The 19,694-nt window shown below is 68.9% G+C and carries 21 protein-coding genes; 11 read left to right on the forward strand and 10 right to left on the reverse strand.

Annotated features, from left to right (window positions below; all coding sequences use genetic code 11):
• Nucleotides 1-183: 183 nt before the first annotated feature.
• Together ACY466_RS02740 and pyrE are read left to right on the forward strand one after the other, a co-directional pair.
• Complete coding sequence (locus ACY466_RS02740) at nucleotides 184-738, forward strand: LemA family protein (protein ID WP_463249649.1); 555 nt, start codon at nucleotides 184-186, stop codon at nucleotides 736-738.
• Between the two features lie 59 nt (nucleotides 739-797).
• Nucleotides 798-1,364 carry an orotate phosphoribosyltransferase gene (gene pyrE, locus ACY466_RS02745; protein WP_463249651.1) on the forward strand — a complete coding sequence of 189 codons (567 nt, stop codon included), beginning with the start codon at nucleotides 798-800 and terminating at the stop codon, nucleotides 1,362-1,364.
• 31 nt (nucleotides 1,365-1,395) lie between these two features.
• Here the strand turns inward: pyrE and ACY466_RS02750 are convergent, their stop codons facing one another.
• The 3 genes from ACY466_RS02750 to ACY466_RS02760 all read right to left on the reverse strand — a co-directional run bounded on the left by ACY466_RS02750 (nucleotide 1,396) and on the right by ACY466_RS02760 (nucleotide 5,296).
• On the reverse strand, nucleotides 1,396-1,998 hold the full coding sequence (locus tag ACY466_RS02750) for a class F sortase (protein ID WP_463249653.1): 603 nt from the start codon (nucleotides 1,996-1,998) through the stop codon (nucleotides 1,396-1,398).
• A gap of 53 nt (nucleotides 1,999-2,051) precedes the next feature.
• A complete protein-coding gene (locus ACY466_RS02755) occupies nucleotides 2,052-3,857 on the reverse strand; it encodes a hypothetical protein (RefSeq protein ID WP_463249654.1) in 1,806 nt (601 codons plus the stop codon).
• Nucleotides 3,858-4,030: 173 nt separating this feature from the next.
• Nucleotides 4,031-5,296: an MFS transporter gene (locus ACY466_RS02760; protein ID WP_463249656.1), complete on the reverse strand. Its 1,266-nt coding sequence runs from the start codon at nucleotides 5,294-5,296 to the stop codon at nucleotides 4,031-4,033.
• An 85-nt stretch (nucleotides 5,297-5,381) separates the two neighbouring features.
• On the opposite strand from ACY466_RS02760, the gene ACY466_RS02765 reads away from it, so the two are divergent.
• Nucleotides 5,382-6,233 (forward strand): lysoplasmalogenase, encoded by an 852-nt coding sequence (locus tag ACY466_RS02765; RefSeq protein ID WP_463249658.1) that lies wholly within the window; start codon nucleotides 5,382-5,384, stop codon nucleotides 6,231-6,233.
• Here ACY466_RS02765 and ACY466_RS02770 read toward each other — a convergent pair.
• Both ACY466_RS02770 and ACY466_RS02775 read right to left on the reverse strand, forming a co-directional pair.
• The gene (locus ACY466_RS02770; protein WP_463252117.1) at nucleotides 6,154-6,654 is read right to left on the reverse strand and encodes a methylated-DNA--[protein]-cysteine S-methyltransferase; all 501 of its coding nucleotides are present in this window, start codon (nucleotides 6,652-6,654) and stop codon (nucleotides 6,154-6,156) included. The two genes, ACY466_RS02765 and ACY466_RS02770, sit on opposite strands and share 80 nt — an antisense overlap.
• A complete protein-coding gene (locus ACY466_RS02775) occupies nucleotides 6,645-7,070 on the reverse strand; it encodes a hypothetical protein (RefSeq protein ID WP_463249660.1) in 426 nt (141 codons plus the stop codon). The genes ACY466_RS02770 and ACY466_RS02775 overlap by 10 nt, the downstream gene beginning before the upstream one ends.
• Nucleotides 7,071-7,147: 77 nt before the next feature.
• On the opposite strand from ACY466_RS02775, the gene ACY466_RS02780 reads away from it, so the two are divergent.
• From ACY466_RS02780 to ACY466_RS02790, 3 genes are all read left to right on the forward strand, one after another.
• Nucleotides 7,148-7,936: an SDR family oxidoreductase gene (locus ACY466_RS02780; RefSeq protein ID WP_463249662.1), complete on the forward strand. Its 789-nt coding sequence runs from the start codon at nucleotides 7,148-7,150 to the stop codon at nucleotides 7,934-7,936.
• Between the two features lie 6 nt (nucleotides 7,937-7,942).
• Nucleotides 7,943-8,665: a TrmH family RNA methyltransferase gene (locus tag ACY466_RS02785; RefSeq protein WP_463249664.1), complete on the forward strand. Its 723-nt coding sequence runs from the start codon at nucleotides 7,943-7,945 to the stop codon at nucleotides 8,663-8,665.
• Nucleotides 8,666-8,739: 74 nt separating this feature from the next.
• Nucleotides 8,740-9,840 carry a glycoside hydrolase family 76 protein gene (locus ACY466_RS02790; protein WP_463249666.1) on the forward strand — a complete coding sequence of 367 codons (1,101 nt, stop codon included), beginning with the start codon at nucleotides 8,740-8,742 and terminating at the stop codon, nucleotides 9,838-9,840.
• A gap of 12 nt (nucleotides 9,841-9,852) precedes the next feature.
• Here ACY466_RS02790 and ACY466_RS02795 read toward each other — a convergent pair whose 3' ends face one another.
• Both ACY466_RS02795 and ACY466_RS02800 read right to left on the reverse strand, forming a co-directional pair.
• Nucleotides 9,853-10,527, reverse strand: coding sequence for a DedA family protein (locus tag ACY466_RS02795; protein WP_463249668.1), 675 nt, complete (start codon nucleotides 10,525-10,527; stop codon nucleotides 9,853-9,855).
• Between the two features lie 53 nt (nucleotides 10,528-10,580).
• On the reverse strand, nucleotides 10,581-11,378 hold the full coding sequence (locus ACY466_RS02800) for a VTT domain-containing protein (RefSeq protein WP_463249670.1): 798 nt from the start codon (nucleotides 11,376-11,378) through the stop codon (nucleotides 10,581-10,583).
• A 224-nt stretch (nucleotides 11,379-11,602) separates the two neighbouring features.
• Here ACY466_RS02800 and fbaA point away from each other — a divergent pair, with 224 nt between their 5' ends.
• On the forward strand, nucleotides 11,603-12,643 hold the full coding sequence (fbaA, locus tag ACY466_RS02805) for a class II fructose-bisphosphate aldolase (protein ID WP_463249672.1): 1,041 nt from the start codon (nucleotides 11,603-11,605) through the stop codon (nucleotides 12,641-12,643).
• Between the two features lie 56 nt (nucleotides 12,644-12,699).
• On the opposite strand, the gene ACY466_RS02810 is transcribed toward fbaA, so the two are convergent.
• Entirely contained in the window at nucleotides 12,700-13,800 is a 1,101-nt protein-coding gene (locus ACY466_RS02810; protein ID WP_463249674.1) for a GGDEF domain-containing protein, read from the reverse strand.
• Nucleotides 13,801-13,829: 29 nt separating this feature from the next.
• Nucleotides 13,830-14,423, reverse strand: a complete 594-nt coding sequence (locus ACY466_RS02815) for an Rv0361 family membrane protein (RefSeq protein ID WP_463249675.1) — start codon at nucleotides 14,421-14,423, stop codon at nucleotides 13,830-13,832.
• Between the two features lie 132 nt (nucleotides 14,424-14,555).
• Here ACY466_RS02815 and ACY466_RS02820 point away from each other — a divergent pair, with 132 nt between their 5' ends.
• The 3 genes from ACY466_RS02820 to ACY466_RS02830 all read left to right on the forward strand — a co-directional run bounded on the left by ACY466_RS02820 (nucleotide 14,556) and on the right by ACY466_RS02830 (nucleotide 17,246).
• Nucleotides 14,556-14,972: a DUF3151 domain-containing protein gene (locus tag ACY466_RS02820; protein ID WP_463249677.1), complete on the forward strand. Its 417-nt coding sequence runs from the start codon at nucleotides 14,556-14,558 to the stop codon at nucleotides 14,970-14,972.
• A 52-nt stretch (nucleotides 14,973-15,024) separates the two neighbouring features.
• Complete coding sequence (locus ACY466_RS02825) at nucleotides 15,025-16,170, forward strand: FUSC family protein (RefSeq protein WP_463252118.1); 1,146 nt, start codon at nucleotides 15,025-15,027, stop codon at nucleotides 16,168-16,170.
• A gap of 155 nt (nucleotides 16,171-16,325) precedes the next feature.
• Nucleotides 16,326-17,246: a cation diffusion facilitator family transporter gene (locus tag ACY466_RS02830; RefSeq protein ID WP_463249679.1), complete on the forward strand. Its 921-nt coding sequence runs from the start codon at nucleotides 16,326-16,328 to the stop codon at nucleotides 17,244-17,246.
• 16 nt (nucleotides 17,247-17,262) lie between these two features.
• On the opposite strand, the gene ACY466_RS02835 is transcribed toward ACY466_RS02830, so the two are convergent.
• On the reverse strand, nucleotides 17,263-17,925 hold the full coding sequence (locus ACY466_RS02835; RefSeq protein WP_463249681.1) for a hypothetical protein: 663 nt from the start codon (nucleotides 17,923-17,925) through the stop codon (nucleotides 17,263-17,265).
• A gap of 419 nt (nucleotides 17,926-18,344) precedes the next feature.
• On the opposite strand from ACY466_RS02835, the gene ACY466_RS02840 reads away from it, so the two are divergent.
• Complete coding sequence (locus tag ACY466_RS02840; protein ID WP_463249683.1) at nucleotides 18,345-19,634, forward strand: adenylosuccinate synthase; 1,290 nt, start codon at nucleotides 18,345-18,347, stop codon at nucleotides 19,632-19,634.
• Nucleotides 19,635-19,694: the final 60 nt, after the last annotated feature.

A 19,694-nucleotide genomic window follows, 5' to 3' on the forward strand; every position in this document is an offset into this window, starting at 1 on the left:
TCGACCACGGCAGTGTGTACGACGGAATTCCGCGGCCGAGCTAGTGGCAAATCCCAGCGCATCACCATCATCGTCGCAGGTGGAAGGGATCGAGAGGTGGGTCCGAGCCGACGCACCGGACCGTGTGCGGTCGACGGTCTGCTCCGGGATCGCTATGTTTCCTCTGTGATCATTGTTGCGCTAGTGACGGTTGTGGCGGTGCTGGCTGCGCTCACGTGGTGGGGTGCAGCCAGGCGGATCCACCGGTCGGTGACGCGGGTCGACACCGGGCTGCACCTGCTCGAAGTCGAGCTCGACAAGCGGCGCGCGCTCGTCCCCGAGCTGGTCCGCGCAGCCGTCGACGCCGATCTGAGTCGAAGCGCTGTCAACCACCTCGTGGGCGCACGTTCGTGGTCGGAAGCCGTGAACGCCGAACGCTTCGCCCTCGCGCACCGCGCTGCCGCGGAGAACGGCCTGTCCGTCGCTCTGCACGACGTCACGTTCGAGGCCCGCGAGGTCTACCACCACACTCCGCTGGGGTGGGACTTCATCCGACCGGCCATGGAACTCGATCGCATCGAGCACCGCATTGCCGGCGCCGTGAAGGTGTACAACGCGCAGGCCGCACAACTCGCTCGCGTCGTTCGTTCACCGCTCGGTCGGCCGTTCGCCCGCGTACTGGGCGTGAACGAGCCCGAACTGTTCGTCGAAACCGCCTCCACCGAGTCCGCGCTCCCGGCCCTCGATCTCGCCGCCTGATCTGTCCCCGCCGCCGGGTAAGTTCGTCGAGGCAGCCGACACCGAGCGAAGGGCATCACGTGACGAGCAACAGCGGTTCCACGGCCGAAGGTCTCGAGGCCGAGCGAGACGAACTGGCCGCACTCGTTCGCGAACTCGCGGTGGTGCACGGCGCCGTCACCTTGTCCTCCGGCAAGGAGGCGGACTACTACGTCGATCTGCGTCGGGCCACGCTGCACCATCGAGCGAGCGTCCTCATCGGTACGTTGATGCGAGAACTGGTGTCGGACTGGGACTTCGATTCTGTCGGCGGCCTGACCATGGGGGCCGATCCGGTGGCCATGGCCGTCATGCACGCACCCGGCCGCCCGATCGACGCGTTCGTCGTGCGCAAAGCCGCGAAGGCCCACGGCATGCAACGGCAGATCGAGGGTCCCGACATCGTCGGTAAGCGCGTCCTCGTGGTCGAGGACACCACCACCACCGGCAACTCGCCGTTGACGGCGGTGGCGGCCCTCCGCGACGCCGGCGCGACGGTGGTGGGGGTGGCGACCGTGGTCGACCGATCCACCGGCGCCGACGCCGTCATCGCCGCCGAGGGGCTCGACTACCGCTCACTGCTCGGCCTCGCCGACCTCGGCCTCTGAACCCCGGCCTCGAGATCCCTGGCCGCCAGATCTACACCGCCTGCGCCACGACGATGTAGTTGTCGTCGGTCGGTTCACCGTCGCGCACATCGCAATTCGCGAGGATGATCCGACCCGGCACGGGATCGCGGAGCTCGTTGTCGGCGAGCAATGATCCCTTCGGCAACGGCCCGACGGTCTGCACGCGGTACTCGAGCGACCCGTTCGGGGTACCGAGCACCACGGTGTCTCCCGGCGCCGCCACCGAGAGCGCACGAAACGGCGCCTCCCGTTGCGAGTAGTTGTGCCCGGCGATCACGACGGTCTGCTGCGCGTCCGTGCCCGGTAATCCGCTTTCCGCCCACCACACCGGTAGTTCGTCGACCGGGTTCAATTCCTGTCCCGACGCTCCACCCCGGTAGAGCGGCTCGGGGTGCAGGGGGCTGCTGAGGTAGACCGTGCCGTCGGGGGAGCGGAGTTCGATGGCGTCCGGGGGCGTCGGCGCGACCGCACTCGGCGGTGCAGCCACGGACACCCGTGACTCCACCGCCGAGCGATCCGGTGCGGGTAGGTCGGTCGACCCACCGCATCCGGCGAGGAGCAGGGCGACGGCCATCGCCGCCGCCCCGCGCCGTACGACGTCGCGATGCGACATCAAGCACCGCCCCGATGCGACATCAGCACCGCACGTCGGGATCGGTCGTCACGTCAGGAGCTGACATCGGCCCGCCGACGACGAACCGCGACGGCTCCACCGACGGCCGCGGCCGCGAGGACACCGGCCGCACCGAGGACGATCGGAGTGGTCGATCCGCCCGAGGATCCCGCGTCGGAATCTCCGAGCGCGAGGTCGACGGCCGGGAGCGAGCCGGCCACGACGGGGTTGCCGGCCTCGTCGGTGGTGAAGTAGTCGACCGTCTCGAACGTGGACTCGTCGTCGGTGAACACACCGATCAGCTGCGTTCCGGTCTCCTCGACGGCGACGGTCGTGTCGTCGATCTTCACGGCCTCGACCTCCTCGGCGACGGTGTCGCCGACCTTGATGGTCAGCGTGAACGACGGTCCGCTGGCCGCGAGTTCGGCGGCGTCGGCCTTCAGGGCGTCCTCCGCGGCAGCGGCCTCGTCGGCAGCGGCCAGGGCGGCGTCCGCGACCTCCTTCGCGTCGGCGGCGGCCGCGGCTGCGGTCTCCGCGTCGGCGGCCCGTGCTTCTGCCTCGGCGGCTGCGGCGTCGGCCCGCTCCGTCGCTGCGGTGGCTTCGGCGGCCGCGGCCTCGGCGCGTTCGGTCGCGGCGGCCAGAGCCTCCCGGGCCGCAGTGGCGTCACCGGTGGCGTCGGCGGCTGCGGCCTCGGCCTCCTCGAGCGCGGTTGCCGCGTCGGCGGCGGCCTCGGCAGCCGTATCGGCCTCGGTCCGAGCTGCGGCGGCGGCCTCGGCGGCGGCGGAATCGGCGTCGGTTGCCTCGGCAGCGGCGGCCTCGAGGTCACGAGCGCGCTGCTCGGCGACCTCGGCCTGGACCCGGGCAGCCACGGCCCGCGCTGTCGCAGCGGCGAAGGCCTCGGCCTTGGCGGTGGCGTTCCGCAGGGCCGTGTTGATCCGGGCCCAGTTCAGCGTGCGTGCGGCCTCCACGACGGCCTGCGCAGCGGTTTCGGCCTCCGCAGCGGCAGTCTCGGCGGCGGTGCGTGCCGTCACCGCGGCGGCGGCCCTGGCGTCGGCCTCGGTGCGAGCGGCGGCGGCTGCGGCGGTGTCCTCGGCGGATCCCGACGCGGCAGCGACGGCTTCGAGCTCGACGGCCCGCTGCTCTGCGGCCTCGGCCTCTGCGGCTGCTGTCTCGGCGGCCGTTTCGGCCTCGGTCACGGCGGTGTCCGCCTCGGCGGCAGCGGTGTCGGCGGCCGTGGCCTTCGCGACGGCGACGAGGCGGTCCGACTCGGCGAGTTTCGCGGCCTCGGTTGCCTGCGAGGCATCGAGCGCAGCCTTGGCCGCGGCGACCTTGGCGTCGGCGGCAGCGTCCGCGGCACCCTCGGCTTCGGCGAGGGCGGCGTCGTACTCGGCCTGTGCGGCGGCGGAAGCCTCGGCGGCCGCCTTGGTGGCCCTGGCCGCGTCTTCGAGGGCCTGCTTCTCGGCCGGGGACAGCTGCGGGACGACGTTGACGGTGATGGTGGTGTTACCCGCGGCATCGACGACGACGTTGCCGGTCACCTGGGGTAGCGGCCGGGCGGCGGACGGTGCCTCGGCGGGGGCGGGGGCCGCGGCGGCGTCGACCGGAACGTCCTCGACGATGGTGAGTTCCTCGGTATCGACGGACTCGCCGGTGCCGGTGGTGTCGGTCGTGGCCTCGGGCTCCGGTGCGGTGCTCTCGGATTCCGTTTCGCTGCTGCCGCTTTCGGCGGATTCGCTCGGGGTGGGGGACGGCTGTGCGGCGGCGAGGCCCGGACCTGCCAGCGCCACGCCCATCGCCATCGCGGCGGAGGCGGCGGCCAGACGGGCGCGGCGAGACCTGAGCAGAGATTTTTCGGACATGGAGCGTGGCCCTTCGGTCGTAGAGATGCGGTGCTGGTGCACCTGGCGCGGTCCCCCGACCGAAAGGAAACGTACCTTTCGGTTCGACATTTACTCTGATCGGTTCTTACTTCGTCACACAATCGAGACAATTGTGGCCAGAGTTGCTGAAGAGTCCGAAGTGGCGCACGAGGTCAGTCGCCGACGGTGACTGCCGTGGCTTCGTCGAGACCGTGCGGTGCGGGATCGTGGTCGTCGACGTGGGCGAGCACGCGCCGTCCGGTCGCCAGCACGGCGACCGCGAGCAGTGTGCACGCGGCGCCCACCCAGAAGGGAACGTGCGCATTGCTCTCTCCGAGTTTCCCGGCGAGATAGGGGGCGGCCGCGCCGCCGGCGAAGCGAACGAAGCTGTAGGCCGCCGAGGCCGTCGACCGTTCCGCGGGCGACGCGATCATGACGGTCTCGGTGATCAGAGTGTTGTTGACGCCCAGAAAGATGCCGGCCACCACGGTGCCCACGATCAACACCGGCTTGTGGTCGGTGAACACGGCCATCACGGCGAGATCCACCGCGAACAACGACAGCGACACCATCATCATGCGCACGGTGCCGAAGGTTCGCTGCAGCGGCGGTGCCAGGAAGACCGACGCCACGGCGAGGCACAGTCCCCAGCCGAAGAAGATGAAGCCGATGCTGTAGGTCCCCAGGTCCAGGGGGAACGGGGTGTAGGCGAGCAGGGTGAAGAATCCGTAGTTGTACAGCAGCGCGGTGATGCCGACGGTCAGCAGTCCCCGGTGACGCAGTGCGCGAAAGGGATCGAGAACGGAGGTTGTTCGTGCGGGCCGTGGGAGGTCGTCGAGCATCACGACGATGAGGACGAACGCGACGGCCATCAGCGTGGCGACTCCGAAGAACGGACCCCGCCAACTGAACCCGCCGAGCAGGCCTCCGACCAGCGGTCCCGTGGCGATGCCGATTCCGAGGGCGGCCTCGTACAGCACGATGGCGCGCGCCACCCCGCCCGACGCCGCGCCGACGATGGTCGACAGGGCCGTCGCGATGAACAGGGCGTTGCCCAGGCCCCAGCCCGCGCGGAAGCCGATGATCTGTCCGACCGTGTTCGACGTGCCTGCCAACGCCGCGAACACCACGATGATCGCCAGGCCGATCAGCAGAGTTCGTTTCGGTCCCAACCGGCTCGACACCACGCCGGTGATCAACATGGCCACACCGGTGACCAGCATGTAGCTGGTGAACAGCAGGGACACCTGCGAAGGCGACGCGTCGAGTTGCTCGCCGATCGGCTTGAGGATGGGGTCGACCAGGCCGATGCCCATGAAGGCGATCACGCTCGCGAATGCGACGGCCCATACGGCCCGCGGTTGTCCCAGTGGGCCGGGGCGGGGGGTGCCGGGGCGGGGGGTGAATGCGGCGGGAGGCTCTGTTTCGGAACGAGTCATCGTCACGGTCCTTTCGGCCGGTGCTGATAGTTCCTTAATTGTTACATAGGCTAACTACGGGAAAAACCGCACGTTAGGGTGAGCCATGTCACTGCCGAAGTCCACCGCCACGGCCGCCTATCTTGCTGCGGCGGGCGCCACCGTCATCGGGGCCACCGTGAGGGCGGAGGGTGTGCGGATGCACGCCGACTCGGTGCACGCCGACTCGGTGCACGCCGACGCGATACACGCCGACTCGATACACACTGTGGCCAAGTCGATGCTCATGCCGATCCTGGGGCTTCGGGCGCACGCGTGGCGGCAGCCGCTCCTGCTGACCGGCCTCGTCGCTGCGACCGCCGGCGACATCGCGATGATCGATCCCGACGACGATCGCCGGTTCGCCCTCGGAGCGTCGTGCTTCGCCGTGACTCAGGTGTGCTGGTCGACCCTGTTGTGGCGCAGCGGTTCTCGGTTCCGCGCCCGGCACGTGGTCCCTCGCGCGGCCGGATGGGCGGGGGCAGCCGTCCTCGCCCATCGGACGGCGCCGGCCGTCGCCAGGGTCTCGGCTCTGTACGGCCTGGCGTTGGGAACGATGTCGAGCCTCGGGGCCGACGGGTCGCGCCGCGCGGTCGTCGGGTCCACGCTCTTCACCCTCTCGGACGCGTCGATCCTGCTGCGGCGCAGCCTGTCTGGAGGGAGAGGCGGAGGCGTGGACCGGGCGCGGCGAGCTGCGGAAGGCGTCGTCCTGATCACGTACTGCGCAGCCCAATACGCTCTGACCGACTCCTTCCGGCTCGGCGTCGAAACAGGTGGCGTCGAAACAGGTGGCGTCGAAACAGGTGGCGTCGAAACAGGTGGCGTCGAAACAGGTGACGTCAGAACAGTCGAGCGGCGTCCGCGGACTCGAGGTCGAGCAGGAATCGCTTCCGGTCCACGCCTCCGGCGAACCCGGTGAGGCTGCCGGACATGCCGATCACCCGATGGCACGGAACCAGAATCGACAGCGGATTGCGGGCGTTCGCGGCGGCGACCGCGCGCACGGAGGACGGCTTGCCGATGGACTGCGCCAGCTGCGAATAGGTCCAGGTCTCCCCGAACGGAATGGTGCGCAACGCATTCCACACCTGGCGCTGGAAGTCGGTTCCGGTCGGGTCCAGATCCAGCTCGAAGGCCCGGCGTCGTCCCGCGAAGTACTCGTCCAACTGCTCCGTCACCGCGTCGAATCCGTCGCCGGCGGGTGCTCCCAGCGCCCCGGCCGGGGGAGCGGGGCGGTGGTTCTCGAAGTACACCCCGACCACCGCGGAGCCGTCGCGCACGAGCGTGATCGAACCGATCGGCGTCTCGACGGTGCGATGGTGGCGGGTGGTCACATCCAGATCCGACCGCGGTCGTCCGGATCGACGCGCACCATGATCGTGTCGCCCACCGAGTGCCGGGACGCGAGATCGTCTCGGAGGACGACGCCGGTGAAGGACTCCTGGCCGGGCACGGTGATGGTGACCTCCAGTTCGGTCCGCGAGGTGTCGTCGGTCCAGGTGGTGTGGATCCCGTCGATCACGGCCCAGCCCTCGAGTCCGTGTTCGTGGAGTCGGCGATCGGCCGCGGACGGTCGGCCCGCCACCATCATCGCCAGGCCCAGCGCGGCACCGTAGCCGAACACGAGAATGGCGATCTGGTACGGAATGGTGCCGTTCGGGGCCTGCGGGCGCAGAACGACGGCCCACGTGATCAGCACCAGCACGTAGATCCCGGTGACGACGAACACGGCTCGTCGGGCACGCACGTGGTTCATCGCTGCTTACCTACTCCTCGGTAACTTTTTCGGGTACAGCCCTGTTCCCGCACGCCGCCACCCTTTACTCTCCAATCATGTCCCAACCTACTGTCTTCATCACGGGTGCAGCCGCCGGTATCGGTCGAGCCACCGCACTGACCTACGCGAGCGCCGGGTACCACGTCGGTGCCTACGACATCGACGAGACCGGGTTGGCGTCGCTCGCCAAGGAGATCGCGGCCCGTGGCTCCACGTCCACCACCGGCGTACTGGACGTGACGGACAACGAGCAGTTCAAGGCTCGCCTCGCGGAGTTCGACGAGGCCGGCGGCGGTCGTCTCGACGTCCTGATCAACAACGCCGGCATCCTGATCGCGGGCCAGTTCGCGGAGCAGTCCATCGACACGCACCGCAAGCAGTTCGACATCAACGTGGGCGGTGTCATCAGCGGTCTGCTCGAGGCGTTCCCGTACCTGAAGAAGACCCCGGGTGCCCAGGTGGTCAACCTCTGCTCGGCGTCGGCCATCTACGGCCAGCCGGAGCTCGCCACCTACGGCGCCACCAAGTTCGCGGTGCGCGGCCTGACCGAGGCCCTCGATCTCGAGTGGCGTCGGCACGGCATCAGCGTGAAGGCGATGTGGCCTCTGTTCGTGCAGACGGCGATGACGCACGGCGTATCCACCGGCACCACCGGCTCGCTCGGCGTCAAGCTCACCGCGCAGGACGTCGCCGACGCCATCTACAAGTCGACGACACCCACCAAGCGGATCTACCACAAGGTGCACTTCCCGGTCGGGATCCCCGCGAAGGTCCTGTCGGCGGGATCGCGCTTCTCGCCCGTGTGGCTGACGCGCGAGGTGAATCGCCGTCTGTCCCACACCTGATCGGGGGTGACCCAGCCCGGCAACCCCCAGCCCGGCAACCCCCAGCCCGGGGATTCCCGGCCCGGCCGGCCCGACACCCCGCCCGGCGCCACCGAGTGGGGTGAGCACCCTCGCGGCGCGCCGCCGTGGGACGTCGTCCGGGACGGTCCGCTGCCCACCGACGCCCGCTTCGATCCCGTGCTCCTGGCCGAGGGCGACGCACGGAACGTCGTCGACGCGTATCGCTACTGGACCAGGGACGCGATCGTGGCCGACCTCGACACCCGTCGGCACCCCCTGCACGTCGCCATCGAGAACTTCGAGAACGACGCCAACATCGGCACCGTGGTGCGCACGGCCAACGCCTTCGCGGCGCGAGCGGTGCACATCGTCGGTCGCAAACGGTGGAATCGGCGCGGGGCCATGGTCACCGACCGGTACCAGCACCTCGTGCACCACGCCACCGTCGAGGATCTGATCGAGTACGCGCACGCCGAAGGTCTCACCGTCGTTGCCGTGGACAACGTTCCGGGCTCGGTGCCGTTGGAATCGGCGCAGCTGCCGCGGCACTGTCTGCTGCTGTTCGGCCAGGAGGGCCCGGGCGTCACCGACGGTGCTCGAACGGCCGCGGCGATGACGGTGTCCATCGCCCAGTTCGGCTCCACCCGCTCCATCAATGCAGGGGTGGCGGCGGGAATCGCCATGCACGCGTGGGTCCGTCAGCACGGCGACCTGAGCCGCGCGTGGTGACTGCGCCGCGCGCCGGGTGCCGCGCCGAGTGAACTGCCGACGACGCCTGTACGGCGTACTGGCAAGATCGTCCTATGCACGACACGTGGTCCGAGCGGGCCGACGCCGCCGAGGAAGCGGTGTTCGCCCGCCATGTTCGACGGTTGTGGGGGTTGCCGGGAACCGCGCTCGGCGTCGTGGCCTGGCCACCCGTGCGTCGGGAACGCCTGTTCTTCCGGTGGCACTACTGGTGGCAGGCGCACCTGGTCGACTGTGTCGTCGACGCCGAGGAGCGCGCCCCGGCACCGCGTCGCCGTCGTCGGTTGGCTCGCATTGCGCGTACCCACCGGCTTCGCAACATCACCGGTTGGACCAACCAGTACTACGACGACATGGCCTGGCTCGGCCTGTCGCTCGAACGCGCGCAGCGTCTGCACCTGATCGGTAACCGGGACGCGATCTCGGCCCTCGAAACGGAACTGTTCGACGCCTGGGATCCGGCCCGCGGAGGCGGTATCCCCTGGAACAAGAAGAGCGATTTCTTCAACGCACCCTCCAACGGTCCCGCCGCGATCCTGCTCGCCCGCACCGGAAAGCTCTGGCGCGCACAGGCGATGGCCGATTGGATCGACGCCACCCTGATCGACCCGGAGACCGACCTGGTTCTCGACGGCATCCACGCCGACGGACGCGTCGAGCGGCCCGTCTACAGCTACTGCCAGGGCGTCGTTCTCGGAGCGGAGACCGAACTGGCCGTTCGGCTGGGCGACGATCGGCACCGTGAACGCGTCCACCGTCTGGTGCGCGCGGTCGAGGCGCATCTGACGACGGACGGAGTCATCTCCGGCGGGGGCGGCGGCGATGGGGGCTTGTTCAACGGCATCCTCGCGCGGTACCTCGCGCTCGTGTCGACGTCGCTGCCCGGGTACACCGAGGAGGACGAGGAGGCGCGGCGCACGGCGGGCGAGATCGTGCTGGCGTCGGCGTCGGCCGCGTGGGACAACTGCCTGTCGATCGAGGGTCTGCCGCTCTTCGGGCGTGATTGGACGGCCATCGCGAAGCTCCCCGGATTCGGCGCCCACCTCGCGCGGTCCGCGGCGGGAAGTGTGACGTCGTCGTCGATTCCGGAGCGCGATTTCTCCGTGCAGCTGGCCGGATGGATGCTGATGGAAGCGGCACACGCCGTCACCACCTGACCACCGCGTATCTCAGACGTCGTGGACCTCGGTGGTGACCGCGGGGCGGCGCATCTCCTTGCGGTACTGGTAGAGCCCCACCCCGGTACCGATCACGATGGCGATGATCATCAGCGTCAGCACGGTGGGCAGCAGCCACGACACCCGATCCAGCACGGAGCCGAAGTAGAACCCCACCAGCAGCAGCACGGGCGCCCAGATCAACGCGCCGAGCGTGCTCGCGATGGTGTAGCTGCGGTGGTTCATTCGCGCGGCGCCGGCGACCAGGGGGCACAGGGTGCGCACCCACGGGATCCACCGAGCCACCAGAACCGCCCAGAACCCGTGTCGCTCGAGCAGTCGGTTGACCTTCTCGAGGTTGTCGACGTTGACGTACTTGCCGTTCTTGCGCGCCACCAGTCGGTGCCCCGTGCGCCGCCCGATCATGTATCCCACCTGATTGCCCGCGATCGCCGCGAGGAACGCGCCCACCGACAGAGCCCAGACGTGACCCACGCCCGACGCGTGGCCCGCGAGAGCGATGCCCGCCGTGATCAGCATCGAGTCCCCCGGAAGGAACAACCCGATGATGAAGGCGCACTCGAGGAACACGAACGACACCACGATCAGCCACACCAGGGTGGGTCCGGCCGAGGCGAGGAATCCCACCTCGCCGCTCGCGAGCGTGGTGCTGACAGCAGAGAACATCGAGACGGCTCCGTGGTGTCGGTCAGGAAGGGGTTCGTTCAGGACGGGGTCGGTCAGGAAGCGGAGTCGCGGGGTGCGACGCGCTGGGACTTCGGCGTGTACGTGCCGTCCAGCTCACCGTCCATCGCGTCGATGGCCTCACCGAGCGGGGTACGGCGCGCTGCGATCATGCGCTTGCCGACTTCCCAGGCGATCGGCAGTACGGAGACTGCGACGATCAGCAGGAAGATGATGTCGACGTTGTCGCGAATGACGGCTATCTGGCCGAGCGAGTATCCCAGAAGCGTCACGCCCGCACCCCACACGACACCCCCGATCACGTTGTAGGTGATGAAGGTGCGGTACCGCATCGCCGACGCGCCGGCCACGACGGGCGCGAACGTGCGCACGATGGGGACGAAGCGCGCCAGGAATATGGTGATCGGTCCGTGCTTCTCGAAGAACGCGTGCGACTCGTCGATGTAGCGCTTCTTGAGGAACCTGGCCTCGTCGGTGAACAGACCGGTGCCCACCTTCTTGCCGATGAAGTAACCGGCCTGGTCGCCGAGGATCGCCGCGATCGGAATGGTCACCAGCAGTACCCAGAGCGGTGCGAACGGCTCGACCTCGGCGGACTTCGACGCGGCGACGAGGCCGGCGGTGAAGAGCAGCGAGTCGCCGGGGAGCAGCGGGAACAGCAGGCCCGACTCGACGAAGACCACGACCAGAAGGCCGACCAGTACCCAGGTGCCGAAGGAGTTCAGAAGATTCACGGGGTCGAGGAAGCCCGGCAGCAGCGCCAGATTCGTCACCTGATCACCGGCCAGAACGCTCGTCACGGCGTCGGACACGGTGCTCACCTGGTTGCTCACGGCGTTCAGCGTACCGGCGGAAACAAGTGCTCGGCTTTCTGAGCTGCGACTATTCGGACATCTCACGCAAAATGAACGAGAATCGTCGTCGAGTGCCACACGCGGTGTCGACGCAGAGGCAGACCGCGACGGGTTCGGTTGTCATACTGCTAGGTGCCGTACCCACGGCGGCCACACCGTTCTGCCCACCGGCAGAACTCGCCATAACTCCTGGAGGTTTCTTCGTGCCGATCGCAACTCCCGAGGTCTACGCCGAGATGCTCGGCCGCGCCAAGGAACACAAGTTCGCGTTTCCCGCCATCAACTGCGTCGGATCCGAGTCGATCAACGCCGCCATCAAGGGCTTCGCCGACGCCGGCAGCGACGGCATCATCCAGTTCTCCACCGGTGGCGCCGAGTTCGGTTCCGGCCTCGGTGTGAAGGACATGGTCACCGGCGCCGTCGCGCTCGCCGAGTTCGCTCACGTCATCGCGGCGAAGTACGACGTGACCATCGCGCTGCACACGGACCACTGCCCCAAGGACAAGCTCGACACCTACGTGCGTCCGCTGCTCGCGATCTCGCAGGAGCGCGTCGACGCCGGCAAGAACCCGCTGTTCCAGTCGCACATGTGGGACGGGTCCGCGGTCCCGATCGACGAGAACCTCGAGATCGCGAAGGATCTGCTGGCCAAGGCCGCGGCGGCGCGGATCATCCTCGAGATCGAGATCGGCGTCGTGGGCGGCGAGGAAGACGGCGTCGAAGCCGAGATCAACGACAAGCTGTACACGTCCGAGGAGGACTTCCTGAAGACCGTCGAGGCGCTCGGCGCCGGAGACGCGGGATCGCGCTACCTGCTCGCCGCGACGTTCGGCAACGTGCACGGCGTGTACAAGCCGGGCAACGTCAAGCTGAAGCCGTCCGTGCTCGCCGACGGCCAGCGCGTCGCCGCCCAGAAGCTCGGCCTGGCCTCGGGATCGAAGCCCTTCGATTTCGTCTTCCACGGCGGATCGGGCTCGGCCAAGAGCGAGATCGACGAGGCCCTCGAGTACGGCACGGTCAAGATGAACGTCGACACCGACACCCAGTACGCGTTCACGCGTCCCATGGTGGGCCACTTCTTCGAGAACTACGAGGGTGTCCTGAAGGTCGACGGCGAGGTCGGAAACAAGAAGGTCTACGACCCCCGCAGCTACCTCAAGAAGGCCGAGGCCGGCATGACGGCGCGCGTCGTCGAGGCGTGCAACGACCTCAAGTCGGCCGGACGCAGCGTCTCCGGTCACTGAGTTCGCCGGCACCGAGTCCACTGAATTCAAGTCTCGAAGATCGGGTTTCTCGCAGGTCAGCTGGGCGCGGAGACGGTTCCTCGCGCCCAGCCGACCGTTGCGGTCGGCGCGTAGGCGATGCAGTCCCGCTGCTCGGTCTTCGCCGTGTACAGGGCCTGATCGGCGAGCCTGATGAGGCGATCGACCGTCGCTTCGGTGTGGTTCGCGCCGTCGGGTGAGGCCTCGATGTGTGCCGTGAGGACTCCGATGCTCACCGTCACCTCGGCGGCCTGACGGATGCCCACGAGGATGGTGTCCTCGACGGGATCCGTGTGGGTCCGCTGGTGATCGCCGTCGGAGTAGAGGACCACGAATTCGTCGCCCCCGACGCGAGCGACGACGGCACCGGGCGGGGCGAACGCGGTGACCAGCTCGGCCACCGCCACCAGCACCGAGTCCCCGGCCCCGTGTCCTCGATCGTCGTTGACGAGCTTGAAGTGATCGATGTCGACGACGAACACGGTGGTCGGCCTGCCCGTCGCCGTGGCCGTACGGAACAGTTTCTCGGCGTGGGTGAGCACCCCGCGGCGATTGAGCAGGCCGGTCAGCGGATCGGTGTCGGCGAGGCGCGCGAGTTCGCGAGTGGCCTCCTCGACGGACCGGCGCAGGGCCGCGATCAGCAACACCGGAACCACGATCACCGTGGCGGCGGCACCGATGGCGATCGCCGTGACCGTCACAGCCGATTCACCGATGGCCAGAATGCACGCGAGGACGACGCCCGCGATGGTCAGCGCGACGGTGACCCGCACCGACGATCCCGACGCGGCGATCGCGGGCACGATGGAGAGCATCGAGATGACGGCGAGCGTGCCGGCCGGGTCCGCGATGACGTAGGCGGACAGGGCGACGCCGATCATGCCCCCGGAACCGAGCACGGTGAACTGACGGTCGCTCAGTTTTTTCACGTGAATCGCGGTGGCGACAGTGATCGTGGTGAACACGATGATCGCGATGACAACAGGGGTGCGATCCGACCGGATGACCCCGGGTTGGAGATACGCGAGCAGCAGCAGCGGCACGGCGCCCAGGGCGCTGAAGCCGACGGCGGCGGTCCGGGTGTCGAACCTGTCGGCCAGCCGACTCGCCGATTCCGACAGCGGGGGCGACGACAGCATGGCGGCCCCCTCGTTCTTCGTACGTCGGCCTACGCGCAGACCTTCCAGTCCTCGCCCTCGTGGGCCAGGTCGAATGTACGAACAGACGGTACCCCGGCGGGGTCTGTTCGTGCGGTGACCTGTGCGATCGCGGTCGCGGTGGTGTCGACGGATCCTTCCGCCGGCTCGGTGACGGTGATCGCGTCGATGCTGTCGACCTCGGGAATGGTCCGGCCCGCCACGGCGGCCTCGTGCACGGCCGCGAAGTCCGGATCGGCGATCCCGGCGTAGAAGGTGCCGAGGGGGCCGCACGTCACGGTGCGCAGAGTGGCGAGATCGCCGTCGCGCAGGGCCGTGGTGAAGGTGCCGATGGCCGCGCGGATGCGGGCGTCGTCGGATTCGCCGTCGTTCTCGCCCGATCCTTGGAGCAGAGCGAACGCGACGGCCCCGGCGATGAGCACGAGGGCGACGACGGCCGCGACGATCCACCGTCCGCGGTGTCCGCCCTCGGACGCGCGTGGGGTCGTGGCGGGCTTGCCGGCCCTGCCGGGCTTACCGGCACCGTCGGTACGGGCGGGGATGCGGCGGGGGCCGACCGGTCCGGAGGTGCCCGACTTCTCGCCGGAGGTGTTGTCCGATGACACGGGGGTCCTTCCGCTGCAGAGGGGCTCGACGTCGGGTGAGGAACACGACGTCGGGTGAGGAAGGGGTAACCGTATCCGTCTCGGGCGGCGCAGCCGTGGGACGACGCGCACGCACGTGGGACAATTACGCCCATGACTTCTTTCGGTGATCTGCTCGGACCGCAACCGACTCTCCTGCCGGGTGACGAGGAGGCGGAGTCCGCTCTGCTGAACGGCGCGGCGCCGGAACAGGTCGCGGCCGAACATCCGACCGCGTCGATCGCCTGGGCCTACCTGGCCGAGGCCGCGCTGGACTCGGATCGAACCATCACCGCGTACGCGTACGCGCGCACCGGCTACCACCGCGGCCTCGATCAGCTCCGCCGCAACGGGTGGAAGGGCTTCGGACCCGTGCCCTACAGCCACGAGCCGAACCGCGGCTTCCTGCGGTGCGTGGCGATCCTCGCGCGCGCCGCGCAGTCCATCGACGAGACCGACGAGTACGCGCGCTGCCTCGATCTGCTCGAGGACTGCGATCCGCGAGCGGCGGAAGCACTTGGCGTCCACTAGGTCTCTCTGGTCGGATCTCCGGGCGCGGGGGCGCGGGCTGCCGCGCGGGCACCTGCCCTCCCGCGCTCAGCCGCTCGCGGGATCGTCGCGAGCGCGCTTCGACGATTCGCGTCGTCGGCTGCGCCTGTCCGCGCTGCCGATTCTGCAGTGCGCGCTCGCTGCCGGCATCGCGTGGTTCGTCGCTACCGAACTGGTGGGCCACGAGCGCCCGTTCTTCGCACCCATCGCGGCCGTCGTGTCCCTGGGCGTCTCGCTCGGCGCTCGTATCCGCCGGTCGGCGGAGCTGATCGTCGGCGTGACCGTCGGTATCGGCGTCGGCGACGCCCTCATCGCCCTCATCGGCACCGGACCGCTGCAGATCGCGCTGGTGGTGGCCCTGGCCATGTCCACCGCGGTGTTCCTCGACGGTGGTCCGATCATCGCGATGCAGGCGGGCTCGTCGGCCGTGCTGGTGGCGACACTGCTGCCGCCGGGCGATCAGGCGGGTGTCGACCGCATGGTCGACGCCCTGGTCGGTGGGCTCGTGGGGCTCGCGGTGGTAGCGCTCGTGCCCACCCACCCGGTGCGTCGGGCTCGCAAGGACGCGGCGGCGGTGATCGGTACCGCCGGATCCGTGCTGCGCCTCGTCGCCGACGGTCTGCACGAGAACGATCCCAAGCCCATCGAGGAGGCGCTGAAGAAGGCGCGCTCCACCCAGCCGGCGATCGACACTCTGCGCACCGACCTGCGCGGTGGCCGGGAGATCAGTCGGCTCTCGCCGCTGTACTGGAACAGTCGCCAACGGCTCGCCGATCTGACGGCGACCGCGGATCCGTTGGACAACGCGGTCCGCAACATCAGGGTGCTGGCCCGACGCTCGTTGACGCTGGTGCGTGACGACGAGATCCTGGATCCGCGACTGGTGGAGCTGGTGGAGAAGCTCGCGCAGACCACCGACGTGCTCAGCGAGGTGATGATGGCCGATCCGGGGGAGAAGCCCGACCGTGCCGACGCGGCCCGCGTTCTCCGGAGCGTCGCCTTCAGCGCGAAGGCGGATCTGATGCGCGACGCGGGCCTGTCGGCCACGGTGGTCTTCGCGCAACTTCGGTCCATCACCGTCGATCTGCTGCAGGTGGCGGGACTCTCGCGGATCTCCGCGCTCGCGACGCTGCCACCGACGGTGCAGACTCCCGCCGTCACCCCCGACGTGAGGGACTGACCCCCGCGCCCGACTCCGGGGGACCCACCCTTCCCGATGTATGCACGGTCTCGCATATGCGTATTCACGCATGTATGGTGAGCCTTCGAGGCCGTCGTTTCCGGGCGCGTCGTGTGCGGGTGGCGTCTTGTGTGGGTGGTAGAGGAGGAGCATCGATGGGGGCAGGTCATTCCCACGCGCCCGGACCGGCGGACGAGGTGTCCACCCGCCGCATCCGACGCATGGTTCTCGCGTGGTGCATTCTCGTGGTGTTCTTCGTCGTCGAGGTCACGGTGGCGCTCGCGATCGGGTCGCTCGGATTGCTCGCCGACGCCGGCCACATGCTCACCGACATCGTCGGGATGTCGATGGGGCTCATCGCCCTCACCCTGGCCCGACGCGGTAGCGCCTCGGCGGCCCGCACGTTCGGCTGGCACCGCGCGGAGGTGCTCTCGGCGGTGCTGAACGCCGCCCTGCTGCTGGGATTGGCGGTCTTCGTCTTCGTCGAGGCGATCCGGCGCATCGGCGACCAGCCGGACATTCCCGGACTGGCCCTCGTCCTCACGGCCGCGGCCGGACTGGCCGCCAACATCGCGGTCATGCTGCTCATTCGCGCCGATGCGGCCGACTCCATCGCCGTGCGCGGGGCCTACCTCGAGGTGCTCGCCGACACCGTCGGCAGCGTCGGGGTGCTGATCGCCGGGTTCGCCGTCCTGCTGTTCGGGTGGACGCAGGCGGACATCGTCGTGGGCATCGCGATCTCGCTGTGGGTCGTCCCGCGGGCTGTGCGACTGGCCGGGCAGGCGTTGCGCATTCTGACCCAGACCGGCCCGCCGACCGTGGACATCGGGAAGCTGTGCCGGGATCTCGGTGCCCTCGAGGGCGTGGCGGACGTCCACGACCTGCACGTCTGGACGTTGACCACCGGTATGGACGTGGCCACGGTTCACCTCACGGTGGTCCGCCGCGGCGCGGACACGTCGGCCGTGCTGACCGCGGCGCAGGCGGTGCTCGCCGGGTACGGGCTCGATCACGCCACGGTGCAGGTGGAAGCGGCCGGTCGCGGCGAGGCGTGCCGCAACGAGATGACCTGGTAGCCGATGAGCTTCTAACTCAGCGCACCAATAACCACTGCTTGTCGTGGCGGTAGATCGTGGAGCGGGTGGTCTCGCGCGGAATGGCCACGCCGTCCTTGGTCAGCTTCGCCGCCGTGGCCCCGAGCTGCATCGCGCGGCCGGTGATCCATCGGCTGCGAAACAGTCCGCGCTTGCCCTGAACGCGCGCCTTCAGTCCCGGCATCTCCAGGGTCGGGGAGACCTCGATGCCCGGAACGGCGCCGGAGAACAGCCGGGTGTCGTCGACGTATGCCTCGCCCACCAGCGATCCGAGGGGACCGCACAGGGTCGCGCGACCCACCACGGCGGTTCCGGCGTCGTCGCGAATGAGGGGTACCTGCGTCGCGGTACCGGCGAGCGCGACCTTCGCGGCACGCGACCCGGTCCCGACGCGGAACAGCTGCCCCGCATCGGTCGCGGCCTCCGGAACGAACGCGACCTCGATGTCGAGCCGGTCCTTCCGCATCAATCGGGTCAGGACGGCCGCCAGGGACGCGTCGGTACCCAGGACCACCAGGCGAGGTTCGTGGACCGCGTCCAGGTGGGCGAGGGCCGCGTCGCACTCGTCCTTGGTGGGGACGTCACCCGCGGCGACCAGCGGAATCGAGGACAGCGCGATCGGCAGCAGCGGGGAGCCACACTGCAGGACCAGAGGTGTCATGCGGCGGTCTCCTCTCGGGTGCGGAACGTGCGTACGCCGGCCTCGTCTGCGGGGCCGGTGGTCTGCGGGCAGGGTGTTCTGGGTGACCGGTGTTCCGGGGGAGGGCCTGAGAACGCGCACGGACGTGCAGCGCCCACCGCGTTCCCCCTCGGACGCGGGACCACTCCACCTTAGGTGCGTCGGGCGCGGACTCCCACCGCACGACGGCCGGAACCGGTCTCGATTCTGCGTCTGTTCGGTACGCTCGTCGCGACATGAAACCGAGCGGTACGCATCGGGTGTGTCGGAGCCTGTCGCCTTCGTCCGGAGCGGCGGTGATCACCCGGTACAGTGTGCTACCGGCCAGAAGTCGATGCCGCGTCCTGTGCACGAGCATCGGCCGCACGCGCGGATTTCGCGCAGACCTCGAGGAGCAATACATGCCGGCAATCGTCCTCATCGGCGCCCAGTGGGGCGACGAGGGCAAGGGCAAAGCCACCGATCTCTTCGGTGAACGGCTGCAGTGGGTGGTGCGGTACCAGGGGGGCAACAACGCCGGCCACACGGTCGTGCTGCCCAACGGTGACAAGTTCGCACTGCACCTGATCCCGTCCGGCATCCTCTCGCCGGGCGTCAACAACGTCATCGGCAACGGCGTCGTGGTGGACCCGGGGGTTCTGCTCACCGAGCTCGACGGTCTCGAGAAGCGCGACGTCGACACCACGAAACTGCTGCTCAGCGCCGATGCGCACCTGATCATGCCGTACCACGTGGCCATCGACAAGGTCACCGAACGCTTCCTCGGCGCCCGCAAGATCGGCACCACCGGACGCGGTATCGGACCGTGCTACATGGACAAGATCGCCCGCGTCGGCGTGCGCGCGGCGGACGTTCTCGACGAGAAGATCCTGGCCCAGAAGGTCGAGGCCGCTCTGGAGTACAAGAACCAGGTGCTCGCCAAGATCTACAACCGCCGGGCGCTGGATCCGGAGCAGGTGGTCGAGGAGGTGCTCGGCCAGGCCGAGGGCTTCAAGCACCGCATCGCCGACACCCGGCTCGCGCTGAACCTCGCGCTCGAGCGCGGCGAAACGGTGTTGCTCGAGGGTTCGCAGGGCACGTTGCTCGACGTCGACCACGGGACCTATCCGTTCGTCACCTCGTCCAACCCCACGGCCGGCGGCGCGGCCGTCGGATCGGGCGTCGGTCCCGGTCGTATCACCACGGTGCTCGGAATCCTGAAGGCGTACACGACGCGCGTCGGGTCGGGGCCGTTCCCCACCGAGTTGTTCGACGAGTCGGGTGAGTACCTGGCCAAGCAGGGCGGCGAGGTGGGCGTGACCACCGGGCGCGCCCGTCGTACCGGGTGGTTCGACGCGGTCATCGCCCGCTATGCGACGCGCGTCAACGGCATCACCGATTACTTCCTGACGAAGCTCGACGTGTTGTCCTCGCTGGACACCATCCCCATCTGCGTGGCGTACGACGTGGACGGGGTTCGGCACGACGAGATGCCGATGACGCAGACCGACTTCCACCACGCGAAGCCGATCTACGAGGAGATGCCCGGCTGGTGGGAGGACATCTCCGGCGCGCGCCGCTTCGAGGACCTTCCGGTCAACGCGCAGAACTACGTGCTGCGACTGGAGGAACTGTCGGGTTCGCACATGTCGTACCTCGGCGTGGGCCCGGGACGCGACCAGACGATCGTGCGGCGCGACATTCTCGACTGACCCGGGCACGAAAGTCCAGGAGATCTCACGTCACATGGTGACGAAACCGCGCGAATGGCT

The sequence above is a fragment of the Rhodococcus sp. K11/5 genome (assembly GCF_055193735.1).